The sequence below is a fragment of the Streptomyces sp. NPDC002701 genome (genome assembly GCF_042889045.1).
Classification (GTDB): Bacteria; Actinomycetota; Actinomycetes; order Streptomycetales; family Streptomycetaceae; genus Streptomyces.
Map to the genome: position 1 here is coordinate 49,690 of NZ_JBIAQL010000002.1, position 18,121 is coordinate 67,810.

At 71.9% G+C, this 18,121-nt stretch carries 17 protein-coding genes; 2 read left to right on the plus strand and 15 right to left on the minus strand.

Going from position 1 to position 18,121, the window contains the following annotated elements:
* Positions 1-7 precede the first annotated feature (7 nt).
* Complete coding sequence (locus ACFYXC_RS04680) at positions 8-2,275, minus strand: MMPL family transporter (RefSeq protein WP_389546905.1); 2,268 nt, start codon at positions 2,273-2,275, stop codon at positions 8-10.
* Positions 2,276-2,571: 296 nt separating this feature from the next.
* On the opposite strand from ACFYXC_RS04680, the gene ACFYXC_RS04685 reads away from it, so the two are divergent.
* Positions 2,572-3,141, plus strand: coding sequence for a DUF1697 domain-containing protein (locus tag ACFYXC_RS04685; RefSeq protein WP_389546908.1), 570 nt, complete (start codon positions 2,572-2,574; stop codon positions 3,139-3,141).
* A gap of 77 nt (positions 3,142-3,218) precedes the next feature.
* Positions 3,219-4,292 carry a ketopantoate reductase family protein gene (locus ACFYXC_RS04690; RefSeq protein WP_389546910.1) on the plus strand — a complete coding sequence of 358 codons (1,074 nt, stop codon included), beginning with the start codon at positions 3,219-3,221 and terminating at the stop codon, positions 4,290-4,292.
* A gap of 24 nt (positions 4,293-4,316) precedes the next feature.
* Here the strand turns inward: ACFYXC_RS04690 and ACFYXC_RS04695 are convergent, their stop codons facing one another.
* The 14 genes from ACFYXC_RS04695 to ACFYXC_RS04760 all read right to left on the minus strand — a co-directional run bounded on the left by ACFYXC_RS04695 (position 4,317) and on the right by ACFYXC_RS04760 (position 18,084).
* Positions 4,317-5,063, minus strand: a complete 747-nt coding sequence (locus ACFYXC_RS04695) for a sirohydrochlorin chelatase (RefSeq protein WP_389546913.1) — start codon at positions 5,061-5,063, stop codon at positions 4,317-4,319.
* Positions 5,064-5,096: 33 nt separating this feature from the next.
* On the minus strand, positions 5,097-6,023 hold the full coding sequence (locus ACFYXC_RS04700) for an ABC transporter permease (RefSeq protein WP_389546916.1): 927 nt from the start codon (positions 6,021-6,023) through the stop codon (positions 5,097-5,099).
* A complete protein-coding gene (locus tag ACFYXC_RS04705; RefSeq protein WP_388907946.1) occupies positions 6,010-6,798 on the minus strand; it encodes an ABC transporter ATP-binding protein in 789 nt (262 codons plus the stop codon). Before ACFYXC_RS04705 ends, ACFYXC_RS04700 begins: the two co-directional genes overlap by 14 nt.
* 35 nt (positions 6,799-6,833) lie before the next feature.
* Complete coding sequence (locus ACFYXC_RS04710; RefSeq protein ID WP_388907944.1) at positions 6,834-7,940, minus strand: ABC transporter substrate-binding protein; 1,107 nt, start codon at positions 7,938-7,940, stop codon at positions 6,834-6,836.
* 231 nt (positions 7,941-8,171) lie between these two features.
* On the minus strand, positions 8,172-9,527 hold the full coding sequence (locus ACFYXC_RS04715) for a sulfate adenylyltransferase subunit 1 (protein WP_388907941.1): 1,356 nt from the start codon (positions 9,525-9,527) through the stop codon (positions 8,172-8,174).
* Between the two features lie 2 nt (positions 9,528-9,529).
* Positions 9,530-10,471 carry a sulfate adenylyltransferase subunit CysD gene (cysD, locus tag ACFYXC_RS04720; protein WP_389546920.1) on the minus strand — a complete coding sequence of 314 codons (942 nt, stop codon included), beginning with the start codon at positions 10,469-10,471 and terminating at the stop codon, positions 9,530-9,532.
* Entirely contained in the window at positions 10,468-11,043 is a 576-nt protein-coding gene (gene cysC / locus ACFYXC_RS04725; protein WP_389546923.1) for an adenylyl-sulfate kinase, read from the minus strand. The genes cysD and cysC overlap by 4 nt, the downstream gene beginning before the upstream one ends.
* A gap of 2 nt (positions 11,044-11,045) precedes the next feature.
* Complete coding sequence (locus ACFYXC_RS04730) at positions 11,046-11,795, minus strand: phosphoadenylyl-sulfate reductase (RefSeq protein ID WP_389546926.1); 750 nt, start codon at positions 11,793-11,795, stop codon at positions 11,046-11,048.
* Positions 11,792-11,971: a hypothetical protein gene (locus tag ACFYXC_RS04735; protein WP_388907933.1), complete on the minus strand. Its 180-nt coding sequence runs from the start codon at positions 11,969-11,971 to the stop codon at positions 11,792-11,794. Before ACFYXC_RS04735 ends, ACFYXC_RS04730 begins: the two co-directional genes overlap by 4 nt.
* The gene (locus tag ACFYXC_RS04740) at positions 11,968-13,665 is read right to left on the minus strand and encodes a nitrite/sulfite reductase (protein WP_389546929.1); all 1,698 of its coding nucleotides are present in this window, start codon (positions 13,663-13,665) and stop codon (positions 11,968-11,970) included. The genes ACFYXC_RS04735 and ACFYXC_RS04740 overlap by 4 nt, the downstream gene beginning before the upstream one ends.
* A gap of 144 nt (positions 13,666-13,809) precedes the next feature.
* Positions 13,810-13,893: a putative leader peptide gene (locus ACFYXC_RS04745; RefSeq protein ID WP_349817346.1), complete on the minus strand. Its 84-nt coding sequence runs from the start codon at positions 13,891-13,893 to the stop codon at positions 13,810-13,812.
* A gap of 138 nt (positions 13,894-14,031) precedes the next feature.
* Positions 14,032-14,601, minus strand: coding sequence for a GNAT family N-acetyltransferase (locus ACFYXC_RS04750; protein ID WP_388907929.1), 570 nt, complete (start codon positions 14,599-14,601; stop codon positions 14,032-14,034).
* Between the two features lie 61 nt (positions 14,602-14,662).
* On the minus strand, positions 14,663-16,069 hold the full coding sequence (locus tag ACFYXC_RS04755) for a hypothetical protein (protein WP_389546933.1): 1,407 nt from the start codon (positions 16,067-16,069) through the stop codon (positions 14,663-14,665).
* Between the two features lie 365 nt (positions 16,070-16,434).
* Positions 16,435-18,084 (minus strand): acyl-CoA dehydrogenase family protein, encoded by a 1,650-nt coding sequence (locus ACFYXC_RS04760; RefSeq protein WP_389546936.1) that lies wholly within the window; start codon positions 18,082-18,084, stop codon positions 16,435-16,437.
* Positions 18,085-18,121 lie beyond the last annotated feature (37 nt).

The window sequence follows — 18,121 nt, forward strand, 5'->3', positions numbered from 1 at the left end:
CGGCCGGTCAGACGCCGACCTTCTCGCCCGCGACCGCCGGAGGCGGCGGCGTCGTGGACGGCGCCTCGAACGACTCGTCGTGGCTGAGGTCCGGCAGGCGGTGCAGCCACTTCGGGAAGTACCAGTTGCGTTCGCCGAGCATCGCCATGACCGCCGGGAGCAGCACACCGCGGATGATCGTCGCGTCGATGAGGACCGCGGCCGCGAGGCCCACGCCCATCTGCTTCATGGACTGCATGGACAGCGTGCCGAAGATGGCGAAGACGGCGACCATGATGACGGCGGCACTGGTGATGACACCGGCCGTCGTGACCACCCCGTGCTGGATGGCGTCCCGCGTCGTCAGCCCCCGCAGCCGCGCCTCCCGGATCCGCGAGACCACGAACACGTGGTAGTCCATCGAGAGCCCGAAGAGGATCACGAAGAGGAACAGCGGCAGCCAGGTGATGATGGCGCCCACCCCTTCGGCGCCCACCAGCGACGCACCCCAGCCGTGCTGGAAGACGGCGACCAGGATGCCGTACGCCGCGCCCACCGACAGGAGGTTGAGGATGATCGAGGTGACCGCGATCGTCAGCGAGCGGAACGACAGGAGCATCAGCAGGAAGGCGAAGACCACGACGAAGGCGAAGACCGGGGCCACCGCGCTGCCGAGCTGGTCGTTGAAGTCCTTCGACCCGGCCACCTGACCGGACACCGGGGCCTCGACGCCGTCGACCTTGCCGAGCGTCGCGGGACGGACCTCGTCGCGGATGATCTCCAGGCTCTTCCCGGCCTTGTCGAGGTTCGACCCGCCCACCAGCGGTACGTACACGAAGGCGATGTTCTGCGCGTCGTGCACCTTCACGTCGACCGGGCCGCGTGAGGCGCCCGAACTGACCGCCTGCGCACGGAAGTCGGCGAGCGCGGACTTCACCTCGGCGGAGTTGATGTCGTCCGCCCTGACGACGACCTCGGCCGGGTCGGAGCCGCCGGGGAACGCCTCGTTCACCCGGTCGTACGTCGCCACGATCGGCAGCGAGTCCCCGAACTCCTGGTCCAGTGTGAGGTTCTGGGTCTTCATGCCGAGTGCGGGGGCCGCGATGGCCAGCAGGGCGCCCGTCGCGACGACCAGCGAGATCGCCGGCCTGGCCAGCACCACGCGCAGCACGCTCGTCCAGAAGCGGCTGCCCTTGTCCCGGCCGCTCTCGGACTTCCGGCGCTTGTCCGGGTGCAGGAACGGGATGCGGCCCTTCTCGACCCGCGTGCCGAGCAGCGAGAGCACCGCGGGGAGCACCGTCACCGAGCCGACCATGGCGACGGCCACCACCATCAGCGAGGCGAGACCCATCGCCTTGAAGGTGGCGATCCCCGTGAACAGCATGCCCGCCATCGCGACGCACACCGTGACGCCGGAGACGATGATGGCCCGGCCGCTGGTCGCCGCGGCGATGCGCAGCGCGGTCTCGGGGTCCCGCCCCGCCGCGCGTTCCTCGCGCTCGCGCCGCAGATAGAACAGGCAGTAGTCGACGCCGACCGCGAGCCCGACGAGCAGCATCACCGAGCTGGACGTGTCGTCCATCGGCTGGATGTGGCTGACGATCATCATCAGGCCCATCGTGGCCATGATCGCGGTGATCGCCAGCAGGACCGGCACCAGCGCCGCCACCAGCGCGCCGAACGCGACCAGCAGGATGCCGAGGGCCACCGGCACGGCGGAGAACTCGGCCTGCCGGAAGTCGTCGCCGAACGCGTCGTCGAACGTCTTGTTCATGCTGGCGCCGCCGATCTCCTCGATCCGCAACGCCTCGTGGTCCTTCTGGACCCCCTCGACGGCCTTCAGCACGGGCTCCACCCGCTCGCCCGCCGTGTCCGCGTCGCCGCGCATGTCGAACTGCACCAGCGCGCTCCGGCCGTCCTTCGAGATCGTGCCGGTCTCGTACGGCGAGGTCACATCGGTCACCTCGCCGGTGCCCTCGACCGCTTCGACCACGGCCGCGACGGCGGCGCGGAACTCGGTGTCGGTCGCCCTGAGGCCCGCGTCCCGGCCCTGGAGGAGTACGGTCTCCCCGGCCGGCTCCTCGATCCCCGCCTTCTCCGCGATGGCGGCGGCCTGGCTCGTCTCGCCCCCGAGCTGCTCGCTGTCCTTGAGCTCGACGGTGCCCGCCGCCGAGCCGAGTCCCATCGCCAGAACGACGAACAGCACCCAGATCCCGACGGCCGCCCAGCGGTGCCGGGCACTCCAGCCGCCGGCCCGGGCCGCTATCCCCCGTACCCGCGTGTCTCCCTTACCCATGACGGGCCTGCCCCCTCGTTCCGGGCGCCGACCCCCTGCCGACACCTTTGACACGAAGGTATGGCGCGAATAAGTGGCTCTCCTCGTGCTCCTTGTCGAAGTCGGGCCCACCGGCCTCCTCCCCCCGGACCCCGCGGTCTCCGCACTGAGGAGGACGGACGCCCCTTACACGTACACCGGCTCCTCGGGGGTCGCGGCCGAGCCGACCGGTCGGTAACCTGCGGTGGCGGGGCAGCCCGGACGGCGGCCTTCGTGCCCACCCCCACGGGGCACGACGGCCGCCGTAGGGTGTGCGGATGACTACGGGGACGACTGCCGGGACGACGACGTACGCGGCGCTGCTGCGCGGGATCAACGTGGGCGGCAGCCGGAAGGTGCCGATGGCCGAACTGCGCACCCTGCTCGAAGGACTCGGGTACGGGGCCGTGCGCACGTACCTGCAGAGCGGGAACGCCGTGTTCTCCAGCGACCACGGGGACGAGGACTCGCTCGCCGCCGAGGTGTCGGGGGCCCTGGCGGAGCGCTTCGGCTTCACGGTCGACGTGCTGGTGCGCGACCACGCGTATCTGCGGGCCGTGCTCGACGACTGCCCCTTCCCGGCGGCCGACCTGGAGGCCAGGCAGCTGCACGCCACGTACTTCTCGGAAGCCGTCGGGCCCGACCGCTTCGAAGCGGTCGACCGACAGGCGTTCCTGCCCGAGGAGTTCCGCCTCGGCGACCGGGTCCTGTACCTGTACGCCCCGGACGGCCTCGGCCGGTCCAGGCTGGCGGAGACCCTCGCGAAGCCCCGCCTGACGAAGGGCGTCGTCGCCACCACGCGCAACTGGAACACCGTCGTCAAACTCGTGGAGCTCACCGGCGGCTGAGCGGCACACCGCGGTCGCGGCGGGCACGGTGCGGGCCGTCGCCGGGCCGTGACCGCGACTGTGGCAGGCTCGGACCCATGCGCTACCTCATCATCGGAGCAGGTGCCGTGGGCGGGGCCGTCGGCGGCCGGCTCGCCGAGTCCGGACACGACGTGGTGCTCGTCGCCCGCGGCGCGCAGTACGCGGCGCTGCGGGAGCGCGGACTGCGCCTCGTGACGCCCGACGGACCCCGCACCCACCACCTGCCCACCGTCGACGGGCCCGGCGCCCTCGGTGAACTCCGCGCGGACGACGTCCTCGTGCTCGCCGTCAAGACGCAGGACAGCGTGGCCGCGCTGGAGGCATGGGGCCCCGCGCCCGTCGCCGGCGGCGGTACGGCGGCCGAGCGGCTGCCGCTGGTCTGCGCGCAGAACGGGGTGGAGAGCCAGCGCCTCGCGCTGCGCCGCTTCCGGCGGGTGTACGGCGTGTGCGTGTGGCTGCCCGCCACCTTCGTCGAGCCGGGAGTGGTGTCGGCGGCCGGTGCGCCCCTCACCGGCATCCTGCACCTCGGGCGCTTCCCGCACGGCACGGACGACACCGCGCGGGCCGTCGCCGCCGACCTGACCGCCTCCCGCTTCGAGGCGCCGGTGGTGGCCGACGTGACGCGCTGGCAGTACGCCAAGCTGCTGGCCAACCTCGCCAACGCCGTCGAGGCGGTCAGCGGCGTGACCGACACCGAGGAGGCCGCCGCGCTCACCGCCCGGGTACGCGCCGAGGGCGAGGCCGTGCTCGCCGCCGCGGGCATCCCGCACGTCTCCGTGGAGGAACAGAAGGAGGCCCGCGCCGGCAAGATGCGCCTCGTGCCGCTCGACGGCACTCCGGTGCGGGGCGGCGGCTCGTCCTGGCAGTCGCTCGACCGCGGCACCGGCACCATCGAGGCCGACTACCTCAACGGCGAGATCGCCCTCCTCGGCCGGCTGCACGGGGTGCCGACCCCGCTCAACGACCTGCTGCAACGGCTCGCCGGCGACTTCGCGCGCGCCCGGCGGGCGGCCGGCTCCATGCCGGTGTCCGAACTGGTCCGGCTCGCCGACGCCGCCGCAGCAGCCGTGCACGCTCCCGCGTCCGCCGCGACAGGTGGGTCCGGGGACGCAGCCCCCAGGGTCGGGTAGGGGCGGCGTGGGCGGAGAACAGGTTCAGGCGCCCAGCGAGGCGAGGCGCGCCGGGCGGCACGTCTCGTCGTAGCGGGCGAGGAGGAGGCGGGACACCTCCGGCGCCGGACCCAGCACGGACGCCAGAACGTCGGCGTCCGCGGCGCCCCGCGCGATCCGGTCCGGCAGGAACCCCGGCGCGAGCACATACGGCGCGACGGCCACCCGCGCACACCCCAGCGCGCGCAGCTCCCGCACCGCCTCCTCCGTCCGGGGAAGAGCCGCGGAGGCGAACGCGGGCCGCACGGCGCACCAGCCGGCCCGCCGCCACTCCCGCGCGACACCCGCGATCACCGCGATCGCCTCCGGGTCCGTGGACCCCGCCGAGGCCAGCACGACCCCGGTCGAGGACTTGTCGGCGGGGGACAGCCCCGCCTCGTACAGGCGGCGTTCGAGCGCGGCCGTCAGCAGCGGCGACGGGCCGAGCACCTCGGCCTGCCGGATCCGCAGCCGGGCGGGCGCCTCGCGCAGCACCGCCGGGATGTCCGCCTTCGCGTGGAAGGCGCGGGTCAGCAGCAGCGGGAGGGCCACCACGTCCCGTACGTCCTCGCCCTCCGCGGCCAGCGACTCCAGCACGCCGCTGACCGACGGGACGTTGAAGTCCAGGAAGCCGGTCTCCACGCGCAGCCCGGGCCGCCGCGCCCGCACCCGGCTCACCAGGGCGTGCACGGTCGCGGCATGGCGCGGGTCGCGGCTGCCGTGGGCGATGACGAGGAGTACCGGTTGCGGCATGGAGGTCAGCTCTTCATTCGGTTCGTGACCGGCTCAGCTCTTCACCAGCAGACCGCGGCTGCGCAGGACCCACCGCTCCAGCGGGCTGAAGATCAGCAGGTCGATGGCGATACCGACGATCAGGATGAGGAGGATGGCGAGGAACACCATGGGCATGCTGTTGGCCGTACGGCCGTTCTCCAGCAGCTGGCCGAGGCCGACGCCCAGGTCGGGCGAGGACGCGATGATCTCGGCGGCCATCAGGGAGCGCCACGAGAACGCCCAGCCCTGCTTCAGACCCGCGAGATAGCCGGGCAGCGCGGCCGGCACCACGATGTGCCAGGTGCCGCGCAGGCCCGTCGCCCCCATGGTGCGGCCCGCCCGCAGGAACAGCGGCGGCACCTGGTCGACGCCGGAGACGAGCCCGTTGGCGATCGAGGGGACCGCGCCGAGCAGGATGACCGCGTACATCATCGAGTCGTTGAGGCCCAGCCACAGGACGGCCGGCGGCACCCACGCCACCGACGGCAGCGACTGGAGTCCGGACAGGATCGGGCCGATCGCCGCGCGGACGAACTTCACCCGCGCGACCAGCAGGCCCAGTGGGGTGCCGATCGCGAGGGCCATCAGGAAGCCCAGCAGGCCGCGGGAGACGCTGGTCCAGATGTACTCGAGGAGGGTGCCCTGCAGCCAGGCGTCCTGGACCTCGTCCCAGACCGCGGACGGCGCCGGCAGCTTGTAGCTGTCGGTGACCTCGGCCCACACCAGGACCTGCCAGACCACCAGCACCAGGGCCACGGCGACGATCGGCGGAAAGATCTTCTCCATGAAGGTCTTGCGGAACGCGGGCCGTCCGGCCCGGTCCGTCGTCTCCAGCGCGTCGAGGCCCGCCTCCAGTCCGGCGAGGTCGCCCCCGCCGTCCCCGGCGCCGCCCTTCGTGACGCCGCCGTCCTCGACGGCGCTCGTCTCAGTGCTGGCCATGGCGGCGGATCTCCCCACGCAGTTGTTCGGTGATCTCGACGGACAGTTCCGCGACCTCGGAGTCCTCGATGCGGCGCGGCTGCGGGATGTCGACCGTCCACTCCCGCGCGATCCGCCCGGGACGCGAGGACAGCAGGACCACCCGCTCGGCGAGCCGCACCGCCTCGCGCACGTTGTGCGTCACGAACAGCACCGACAGGTTCGTCTCGCGCCAGATACGGGTCAGTTCGTCGTGCAGCACGTCCCGGGTGATGGCGTCGAGGGCCGCGAACGGCTCGTCCATCAGCAGCAGCTGGCTGTCCTGGGCGAGCGCGCGGGCCAGCGCGACCCGCTGCCGCATCCCGCCGGACAGCTCGTGCACCCGCTTGCCGTACGCGCCCTTCAGCCGGACGAGCTCCAGGAGCTCCTCCGCCCTGTCGCGGCGCTCGCCCTTGGGCAGGCCCCGCAGCCGCAGGGCGAGTTCGATGTTCTTGCCCGCGGTCAGCCACGGGAAGAGGGCGTGCTCCTGGAACATCAGGGCCGGGCGGCCGTCGGTGCTGATGCCGCCCGCGGACGGCTTGTCGAGCCCGGCGACCAGGTTCAGCAGCGTCGACTTGCCGCACCCGGAGGCTCCCAGGAGGGTGACGAACTCGCCCGGCCGGACATCGAGCGTGATGTCGTCCAGGACGAGCTGCTGCCCGGCGGGGCCGGCGAAGGACTTCGAGACGTGCTCGATGCGGGCCGCGTACTCCACCGGCGTACCGGTGTCGGCGGTCCTGGCGAGGGCGGTTGCCATGGTCGTCACCTCCTGGGAATCAACGGTGGACGGGCTTACTTGACGCCGAGACCGGCGTCGTCGACCGCGCTCTCGCCCTCGGCCTCAAGGACCTTGTTCAGCGGGGCGAGGTCGTAGATGCCGTCGAGCCTGGGCTTCTCCAGCAGACCGGCCTGCACGGCGTGCTCCGCCTCGGCGTCGAGGGTCGAGGCGAGCGGGTCGTCGGTGAACCGGATGGACTTCCACGCCGGGTCGATGACCTCGGCGGGCAGCGCCTTGCCGGAGAGCTCCTCGAGCTTGGTGTTCGCGGCGGCCTTCGCCTCGTCCGGGTTGGCGTTGATCCACTTGTTCGTCTTCACCGAGCCGCGCAGCACGGCCTCGACGACGTCCGGGTGCGCCTTCAGGAACTTCTGCGACACGATGATGTTCGTGATCACGAACTTCTTGTCCGGCCACAGGTCGGCCTCGTCGAGCAGCACCTTCGCGCCCTCGGCGACCAGCTTGGACGCGGTCGGCTCCGGCACCCACGCGCCGTCGATGGAGCCCGACTTGTAGGCGTCGGGCGTGATCTTGTTGTCCGTGCGGACCACGGAGACGTCGCCCTTGCCGCTCTGGGCGTCGACCTTCCAGCCCTGCTCGCTGATCCAGTTGAGGAACGCCACGTCCTGCGTGTTGCCCAGCTGCGGGGTCGCGATCTTCTTGCCCCTGACGTCCTTCAGGGACGTGATCTTGTCGGGGTTCACGACCAGCTTCACCCCGCCGGACGCGGAGCCGCCGATGATCCGCAGGCCCTTGCCGTCCGTCGTGCTGTAGCCGTTGATGGCGGGGGAGGGGCCGATCCAGCCGATGTCGATCGAACCGGAGTTGAGCGCCTCGATCTCCGAGGGACCCGCGTTGAACTGCGAGTACGTGGCCTTCGTGCCCCCGAGCTCCTTCTGCAGCAGCCCCTTCTGGTCACCCACGAGCGCGGTGGCGTGCGTCAGGTTCGGGAAGTAGCCGATCCGGACGGTGTCGGCGGAGAGCTTCTTGCCCTCGGCGGCGACCTTCGACGTGTCGTCGTCCTCGGCGTCGGAACCGTAACCGCAGGCGGCGAGCGTGAGGAGGGGGAGCGCGGCGGCCACGGCGAGGCCGCGGCGGAGCAGTGTGGAGCCAATGGCAGGCACGGGAGGGGTTCCTCTCGTCGGCCCGGCGGTCACGGTTCTTCAGGTCGTGGCCGGGAGGTCGGCAGGTCTTCGTCGTATCCGCGACGGCGGGCGGGGGGACGGGGCGCGCAGGCGGTGCGCGTACGTCAGCACGCACATCGCGCGACTCCGCCCTGTCCCGCGCCGAGGGCGCCGCTGCCGACGCGGCCGCCCTCCTTCGCGAACGTGGAGTAGAAGTCGGTGGCCGTCATGTCAGAAGTCCCACCCGTCGTCGTCCGCCTCGGACTTCACCGGCTCCGGGGAGGCGAAGGACTCGCCGACCATGCCCGCGGTCAGCGTGGTGCCGTCGGCGGGGTCGATCAGGATGAACGAGCCGGTGCGCCGGGAGTCGGCGTACGAGTCCACCGGCAGCGGCTCGGCGGTACGGATCTTGACGCGGCCGATGTCGTTGGCGACCAGGTGCCCCGGGTGCGGGTGCAGGGACAGGTCGTCGAGGGTCAGCCGCGACGGGATGTCCTTGACGAGCGCCTTGACCGTGCGGGTGCCGTGCTTGAGCAGCACGCGGTGGCCGATGGTCAGCGGCGCGTCGGCGACGTGGCAGACCGTCGCCTCGATGTCCTGCGTGGTCGCGGGCGCGTCCTGGGTCGGCACGATCAGGTCGCCGCGCGAGATGTCGATGTCGTCCTCCAGGAGGACCGTCACCGACTGCGTCGTCCAGGCCACGTCGACCGGCTCGCCCAGCAGGTCGATCCCGGCGATCCGCGACGTACGGCCGGAGGGCAGCACGGTGACCTGCTCGCCGACCCGGAACGCGCCGGCTGCGATCTGGCCCGCGTACCCGCGGTAGTCCGGGTGCTCGGCGGTCTGCGGACGGATCACGTACTGCACGGGCAGCCGCGCGTGGCAGGTCGCGAGGTCGTGGCTGACCGGGAGGGTCTCCAGGTGCTCCAGGAAGGTGGGCCCGCCGTACCAGTCCATGTTCGCGGACGGGTCCACCACGTTGTCCCCGGCGAGCGCGGAGATGGGGATCGTGGTGATCTCCGGGACGCCCAGTTCGGAGGCGTACGCCGTGAACTCCTCGGCGATCGCGGCGAACACCGGTTCCCGGTAGTCGACCAGGTCCATCTTGTTGACGGCGAGCACGACGTGCGGGACGCGCAGCAGCGCGGCGATGGCGGCGTGGCGGCGGGTCTGCTCGACGACTCCGTTGCGGGCGTCGACCAGGACCACCGTCAGCTCGGCCGTCGAGGCGCCGGTGACCATGTTGCGGGTGTACTGCACGTGCCCCGGGGTGTCGGCGAGGATGAACCGCCGTTTCGCCGTGGCGAAGTAGCGGTAGGCCACGTCGATGGTGATGCCCTGTTCGCGTTCGGCGCGCAGGCCGTCGGTGAGCAGGGCCAGGTCGGGAGTGTCCTGGCCACGGTTGCGTGAGGCGTGCTCGACGGCTTCGAGCTGGTCGGTGAGGACCGACTTGGAGTCGTGGAGCAGGCGGCCGACGAGGGTCGACTTGCCGTCGTCGACGGAACCGGCGGTCGCGAACCGGAGCAGCGTCGTGGCGGACAGCTGCTCGACCGACAGGGGCTCGATGGGCTCGATGGTGCTGGTCATGGCTAGAAGTACCCCTCGCGCTTGCGGTCTTCCATCGCGGCCTCGGACATCTTGTCGTCGGCGCGGGTGGCGCCCCGCTCGGTGAGCCGGGAGGCGGCGATCTCGGCGATCACGGTGTCCAGGGTGGTGGCGTCGGAGTCGACGGCGCCGGTGCAGGACATGTCCCCGACGGTGCGGTAGCGCACGAGACGGGTCTCGACGCTCTCCCCGTCCTTGGGGCCGCCCCAGTCGCCCGCCGTGAGCCACATGCCGGCGCGCCGGAAGACGGCACGCTCGTGCGCGAAGTAGATCTCCGGCAGCTCGATGCCCTCGCGGGCGATGTACTGCCACACGTCCAGCTCGGTCCAGTTGGACAGCGGGAAGACGCGGACGTGTTCGCCGGCGGCGTGCCGGCCGTTGTAGAGGTTCCACAGCTCGGGGCGCTGACGGCGCGGGTCCCACTGGGAGAACTCGTCCCGCAGGGAGAAGACGCGCTCCTTGGCGCGGGCCTTCTCCTCGTCGCGCCGGCCACCGCCGAAGACCGCGTCGAACCGCTCGGCCTGGATCTTCTCCGTCAGCGGCACGGTCTGCAGCGGGTTGCGCGTCCCGTCCGGGCGCTCCTTGAGGACGCCGCGGTCGATGTAGTCCTGCACGGAGGCCACGTGCAGCCGCAGGCCGTGCTTCTCGACCGTACGGTCGCGGTACTCCAGGACCTCGGGGAAGTTGTGCCCGGTGTCCACGTGCAGCAGGGAGAAGGGCACCGCGGCGGGGGCGAACGCCTTCAGTGCGAGGTGCAGCATGACGATGGAGTCCTTGCCGCCGGAGAAGAGGATCACCGGCCGCTCGAACTCGCCCGCCACCTCGCGGAAGATGTGCACCGCCTCGGACTCCAGCGCGTCCAGGTGCGAGAGCGCGTACGGGCTGCCGGTCCCGCCCTCGGAGACGTCGGGCACGGTCGTCGTCATGCGAGACCCCTCTCGGCGAGCAGCGCGTACAGCGCCGCGGCGGACTCCTGCACGGACTGGGTGTGCGACTCGATGCGCAGGTCGGGCGACTCGGGCTCCTCGTACGGGTCGTCGACCCCGGTCAGCCCGGAGATCTCGCCCGCCGCCTGCTTGGCGTACAGGCCCTTGACGTCCCGCTCGCTGCACACCTCGACCGGCGTCGCGACATGCACCTCCACATACGCGGTGCCGCTCTTCTGGTGGTGCTCGCGCACCGCCTCGCGGCTGTCCGCGTACGGGGCGATGACCGGTACGAGCGTCTTGACGCCGTTGCGGGAGAGCAGGTCGGCGACGAAGCCGATGCGCTGGACGTTGGTGTGCCGGTCCTCGCGGCTGAAGCCGAGGCCGGCCGTCAGGAACGTACGGATCTCGTCGCCGTCGAGCACCTCGACGCGGTGGCCCTCCTCGCGCAGCCGGGTGGCCAGCTCGTACGCGATGGTGGTCTTGCCGGCGCTCGGCAGACCCGTGAGCCAGACGGTGGCTCCGGTCACTTGGTTCTCCTGGTTCATCGGGGTCGTCGAGGGCGCGGTCATGGTCAGCCGTGCAGTCCGCACTCGGTCTTCGCGCTGCCCGACCAGCGGCCGGCGCGCGCGTCCTCGCCCTCCAGCACGCGGCGGGTGCAGGGGGCGCAGCCGACGGACGGGTAGCCGTCCATGAGGAGCGGGTTGGTGAGCACGCCGTGCTCGCTGACGTACGCGTCCACGTCGTCCTGCGTCCAGCGGGCGATGGGTGAGATCTTGACCTTGCGGCGCTTCTCGTCCCAGCCGACGACCGGGGTGTTCGCGCGGGTCGGCGACTCGTCGCGGCGCAGCCCCGTGGCCCAGGCGCGGTACTCGGTCAGGCCCTGCTCCAGCGGCGCGACCTTGCGCAGCGCGCAGCACAGGTCGGGGTCGCGGTCGTGCAGCTTCGGCCCGTGCTCGGCGTCCTGCTCGGCCACGGTCTGCCGCGGGGTGAGCGTGATGACGTTGACGTCCATCACGGCCTCGACCGCGTCCCGGGTGCCGATGGTCTCGGGGAAGTGGTATCCCGTGTCGAGGAACACGACGTCCACGCCGGGGAGGGCGCGGGAGGCGAGGTGGGCGACCACCGCGTCCTCCATGGAGGAGGTCACGCAGAACCGCTTGCCGAAGGTGTCGGCGGCCCACTGGAGGATCTCCAGGGCGGAGGCGTCCTCCAGGTCCCGGCCGGCCTGCTCGGCGAGTGCCCTGAGCCGGGCGTCCCGGTCGGCCCCGGTCTGCGTACCGGTGTCGGTGTGCGTATCGGTATCGGTCCGAACGGCCGTCATATCTCGTCCCCTCCACCGTCGTTGCGCCGGACCCCCCGGGCCAGCAGCCCGAGGAACTTCAGCTGGAAGGCTCGGTTGCACGCCCCGCATTCCCAGGCGCCGTGCCCCTGCTCGCCGGGCCGCAGGTCCTCGTCGCCGCAGTAGGGGCAGTAGAAGGGCGCCGCACGCTCGCTCATGTCAGCGACTCCTCGGAGGCGCGGGTCGCCCAGGTGGCGAAGCGTTCGCCGTCCTCGCGCTGTTCCTCGAAACGCTTCAGGACGCGCTCGATGTAGTCGGGCAGTTCCTCCGAGGTGACCTTCAGGCCGCGGACCTTGCGGCCGAACCCGGCCTCGAGGCCGAGTGCGCCGCCCAGGTGCACCTGGTAGCCCTCGACCTGCTCGCCCTCGCCGTCCAGCATCAGCTGGCCCTTGAGACCGATGTCCGCGACCTGGATACGGGCGCAGGCGTTCGGGCAGCCGTTGATGTTGATGGTGAGGGGCTCGTCGAACTGCGGGATGCGACGTTCCAATTCGTCGATGAGCGCGGCGCCGCGCGCCTTGGTCTCGACGATGGCGAGCTTGCAGTACTCGATGCCGGTGCAGGCCATCGTGCCGCGCCGGAAGGTGGACGGCCTGACCTTCAGGTCGAGCGTTTCGAGACCCTCGACGAGGGAGTCGATCCGCTCCTGCTCCACGTCGAGCACGATCATCTTCTGCTCGACGGTGGTGCGGATCCGGCCCGAGCCGTGTGCCTCGGCGAGTTCGGCGATCTTCGTGAGCGTGGCACCGTCGACGCGGCCCACGCGGGGTGCGAAGCCCACGTAGTGGCGGCCGTCCTGCTGCCGGTGCACCCCGATGTGGTCGCGCCAGCGCTGCAGGGGCTGCGCCGGCGGCGGGCCGTCGACGAGCCCCCGCTTGAGGTACTCGTCCTCCAGGATTTGGCGGAACTTCTCCGGACCCCAGTCGGCGACCAGGAACTTGAGGCGGGCCCTGGTGCGCAGCCGCCGGTAGCCGTAGTCGCGGAAGATGCCGATCACGCCCGCCCAGACATCGGGCACCTCGTCGAGCGGGACCCAGGCGCCCAGCCGTACGCCGATCTTCGGGTTCGTGGACAGCCCGCCGCCGACCCACAGGTCGAAACCGGGGCCGTGCTCGGGGTGCTCGACCCCGACGAACGCGACGTCGTTGATCTCGTGCGCGACGTCGAGGAGCGGGGACCCGGAGATCGCCGTCTTGAACTTGCGGGGCAGGTTGGAGAATTCCTTGCTGCCGATGTACCGGGTGTGGATCTCGTCGATGGCCGGGGTGCCGTCGATGATCTCGTCCTCGGCGATGCCCGCGACGGGCGAGCCGATGATCACGCGGGGCGTGTCGCCGCACGCCTCGGTCGTGGACAGCCCGACGGCCTCCAGCCGGTTCCAGATCTCCGGGACGTCCTCGATGCGGATCCAGTGCAGCTGGATGTTCTGCCGGTCCGTGATGTCGGCGGTGCCGCGCGCGAACTCCTGGGAGATCTCGCCGATGACGCGGAGCTGCCGGGTGGTGAGGCGTCCGCCGTCGATCCGCACCCGCAGCATGAAGAACTTGTCGTCGAGCTCCTCCGGCTCCAGGACCGCGGTCTTGCCGCCGTCGATCCCGGGCTTGCGCTGGGTGTAGAGCCCCCACCAGCGCATCCGGCCGCGCAGGTCGTTGGGGTCGATCGAGTCGAAGCCGCGCTTGGAGTAGATCGTCTCGATGCGCGTCCGTACGTTGAGACCGTCGTCGTCCTTCTTGAACTGCTCGTTGCCGTTGAGCGGGGTGAAGTGACCCGCGGCCCACTGACCCTCGCCGCGGTGACGGCTCACCTTGCGGCGCGGCGCGGCGGCAGCGGGATTCTGTGGGGTGGCGGCCATGGTTCTACGTCCTTCGGGACCGGCGGATGCGGCTCTGACCTGCGCGTGCGGGCGCGTGCGGGCATACGTGCGCGTCGTTGTGCACGTCGGGGCAGGGGAATGTCGGCGGTGCTGGGCGCGGGGACGAGGCCCTGGCGCCGTGGGTCAGCGGACCGGACAGATGGCGCTGGACATGCGGCCGAGGTCGACGTGCCGCCGACTCACCAAGGCAATTCCAGTTCCAGACATGACGGAAGCGTGTCACGGCGATCTGGACACAGTCCAGCTTCGTCCAGGATGCGGACACCCTTGTCCCGAGGCGTGAGACAAGGGTGCTGTCGGTCACCGGCTGGGCCCCGGCCCCGTGGCGTGGCGGGTCCGGCCAGGTCAGCCGACCCGCGCCCCGGGCCAGGGCCCGGGCGCGGTCACGTCCGGCTCCTCCTCCACCCGGGTGTCGAAGAGCCTGAAGCCGCGGCGCAGGTAGTTGTCCATCGCGTGCTCCCCGTCCTTGCTGCACGTATGCAACCAGACGCGCTTCGTCGGCGTCCGCCCCGGCCAGCGGTCGGCCAGGTCCCAGGCGCGGGCGACACCGTGGGACAGGAGGTGCCCGCCGATGCGCCGGCCGCGGAAGGCCGGGATCAGCCCGAAGTAGACGATCTCCACGACGCCGTCGTCCTGCGCCTGCAGTTGTACGTACCCGGCGGGCGTCCCGCGCTCGTGGGCGACCCAGGTCTCGGTGCCGGGCCGCGCCAGGTCCTCCTGCCACTGGGCGTACGTCCAGCCGAGCCGGTCCGTCCAGCGGATGTCCCCGCCGACCGCGGCGTACAGGAAGCGGCTGAACTCGGGGGAGGGCACCTCGGCGCGGACGACCCGGACGTCGCCGTCGGGGGCGGCGGCGGGCAGCAGGTCGTCCGGGGAGGTCTGCTCGAGGGACCAGGTGGTCACAGCGATGCTCATGCGGCTCAGCGAACCACGGAGGCGGGCCCCCCTCCAAAGCGGGCCCGCCTCGCTCGAACGCCTACTGCACCGAGCCGTCGACCGCCGACAGAGGGACCGCGTACAGCACCCGCTCCGGGACCGCCGGTGGTTCCCACCCGCCGTCCTTGTTCGCCGCCCGCTCGGTGAGAGTCCACAGCTCACCGGTCTCCCGCCAGTACGACAGCGACCGGGTGTGCTGCCCCCAGCAGGCGTACGACGTGCCGCCGGACCCGCACTGCGCGGCCTTGGCGGCGCTCTCGTCCTGGCGCCAGAGCGTGCCGTGTCCGCCGCTGCCGCCCGGGGCGTGGCCGGTGTACCAGTCGGCCTCGTCCGCCCCGCCGGGCCGGTGCGAGAGGACGCCCCGGAGCCCGACGGCCTCGGTCTCGTACGCCTCGTCGGCGTCCACCCGGCCACGGGCGTCGCGGGCGAGCAGGCCCGTGCGGTCGCTCGCGGTGCTGAAGTGGTAGCGCCAGACGCGGGCCGGTTCGGTCCGGCCGGGGCTGAACCACTCGTTCGCGACCAGGCTGTCCGGGGCCGAGGTGCGGTCCAGGGAGATCGACGCGAAACAGGGGCGGGCGTTGTCGTCGCGCGTGCTGCACGCACCGCCGGCGAGGCGGTACGAGCCGATGGCCGGCAGCACGTACTGGTGGCCGCGCGCCGCGTAGCCGCCGTCGACCTTGCCGATCTCCCGGCTGTCGACGCCGGCCCGCAGGATGCGGTTCATGTCGAAGACGAACAGGGCGTCGTCGTGCGCCGCGCCGTTCTTCGCGGTGACGATCAGCTTGTCCTGGTACCAGACCATCCCGCCGATGTGGGAGCGGACGGCTCCGAAGTCCTTGCCGCCGGCGAGCGGGGCGACCAGCAGGACCCAGCGGTACCTGAGGTCGTCCGGGTCGTTCGCGTCGATGAAGGCGACCCGGGCCAGCCCCTTGTCGTCCGCCGGCTCGCCCGCCTTGCGGTCGTTGTGGGTCCAGCCGGCCAGGATCACCCGGTCGGCGCCCCACTCGCCGTCGTTGTCGGCGTCCCCCGAGGTGGTGACGGACCGCGGCAGCCACTTCTGCGTCGTGGCGTCCTCGCTGTCCCAGCAGTACGCGCGGGTGGCGGCCGGTTCGACGGGCAGGGCCGCCGACTCGCCGGCGCGGCAGCCGGCCCTGTCGCGCATCGGACGGTCGGCGCTCCTGAGGACGTCGCGGACGCCCACGGCCCCGCCCATGCCGCTCTGCAGTGTGTCCAGCGTCGACTCGGGGACCAAATTCTCGTGCAGCCGGAGCTTGGCGATCTCGGACGACGAGGTGAGCGGCTTCAGGGGGCCGGGGTTGTCGCTGCCCGCGGCCTGCGAGGTGGTGATGATCGTGGCGGCCGCGGTGAGGGCGAGGGCGGTCCCGGACAGGGCGCCCCGCAGGACACGCCCCTTCTTCCGGCGGCGGTGTCTGCCCCGATACGTCATAGGTCCTCCCGTCGGCGGCCAACTGCCTCCTGCGATCCGACGGTTGGGCCGGAGGAGACGGATGTGGGGGGCCGTGAGAGGGATGGTACGGCAGAGGGTGGCGAGCCAGGTCGAATACCCCGTAATAGGTCGGGAACACCTCCGCGCGCCGCCGTGACGCGGGCGCGGAGCACGCCCGGGGCCGTCGAACGGGGCAGCAGGTCACGGGGGTTCTCGGGAAGGACCGGCCGGACCCCGGACTGCTCGCGGAAACGATACGGCCGGTGCTCAGGAACAGCCCCGGGACACCGGTGTACCCGGGACATCCCGGCCCGTACGGCCACCGTGCGGGCCGGGTCGCCGAACAGGCCGGGGGACCGGGCGGATCAGGAGACCGGGCGGGCCCGTTCCACCACCGCGGCCAGGTCGAGGGTGGGCGGCAGGGTGCCCAGCGACGACCCCCAGTCCCCGCCCAGACGTGACGCGCAGAACGCGTCGGCGACCTCCGGCGGCGCGAACCGGACCAGCAGCGAACCCTGCAGCACCACGGCGATCCGCTCGACCAGCCGCCGGGCCCGCCCCTCGACACCGCCCAGATCGGCGAGTTCGGTCAGCAGATTCTTGATCGCGCCGTCCAGACGGTGATCGGCGCCGCGCGCGAGACCGACCTCCTGGAGATACGCGTTCAGGGCCTCCGGTTCCCGCTGGAGCGCCCGCAGCACGTCGAGGGCCTGGACATTGCCCGCGCCCTCCCAGATGGAGTTGAGCGGCGACTCGCGCAGCAGCCGCGGCATGCCGGACTCCTCCACGTACCCGTTGCCGCCCAGGCACTCCAGCGCCTCCACCACCACCGGTGTGCACCGCTTGGTCACCCAGTACTTCGCCGCCGGCACCGCGAGCCGCAGGAAGGCCCGTTCCTGCTCGCTCCCGTCGTCGTACGCGGCGGCGAGACGCAGCGCAAGGGTCGTCGCCGCCTCGGACTCCAGGGCCAGGTCCGCCAGCACGTTCCGCATCAGCGGCTTGTCGATCAGCCGGCCGCCGAACGCCTCCCGGTACGTGCAGTGGTGCACGGCCTGTGCGACGGCCTGCCGCATCAGCCCCGCCGAACCGAGCACACAGTCCAGCCGGGTCGCCGCCACCATCCCGATGATGGTGCGCACCCCGCGCCCCTCCTCACCGACCCGGCGCGCCCAGGTCCCGTCGAACTCGACCTCGGCGGAGGCGTTCGAGCGGTTGCCCAGCTTGTCCTTCAGGCGCTGGATCCGGAAGACGTTGCGGGTGCCGTCCGCCAGCACGCGCGGCACCAGGAAGCAGGTGGGACCCCCCGGCCCGTCGGCGGGGCCCGTCTGCGCCAGGACCAGGAAGCCGTCCGACATCGGCGCCGAGCAGAACCACTTGTGGCCCGTCAGCTCGTACGTCCCGTCCTCGGCGAGCGGCCGGGCGGCCGTCGTGTTCGCGCGGACGTCGCTGCCGCCCTGCTTCTCCGTCATGCCCATCCCGAAGAGCACGCCGGCCTTCTGGGCGGCCGGCCGCAGGTCCTGGTCGTAGACCGTGGAGGTGAGCCGGGGCTCCCACTCGGCGGCGAGCTCCGGGTCGGCGCGCAGCGCGGGCACCGCCGCGTGCGTCATCGACAGCGGACAGCCGTTGCCCGACTCGACCTGGCTCCAGACCAGGAAACCGGCGGCGCGCCGCACGTGCCCGCCGGGCCGCGACCAGGCCGACGTCAGCCCCGCCGAGACGCCCTTGCCGAGCAGCCGGTGCCAGGACGGATGGAACTCCACCTCGTCGAGGCGCTCGCCGTAGCGGTCGTGGGTGTGCAGTCGCGGCGGGTTCTCGTTGGCCAGTACCCCCCATTTCTGGACCTGCGCGGACCCGGAGGTGCGCCCGAGACCCGACAGTTCGTCGTGTGCCTCGTCGAGCAGTGCGGGATCGAGATGCCGTTCGACGGCCTCCACGAGAGCCCGGTCGGCGGTGAAGAGGTCGTATGCGACCAGCGGCGGAGCCTGGTTGGTCACGGTGTGGGTGCTGGCTGCCATGACTGCGAACCTACCCGCGGTGCGGCGATCGTCACCC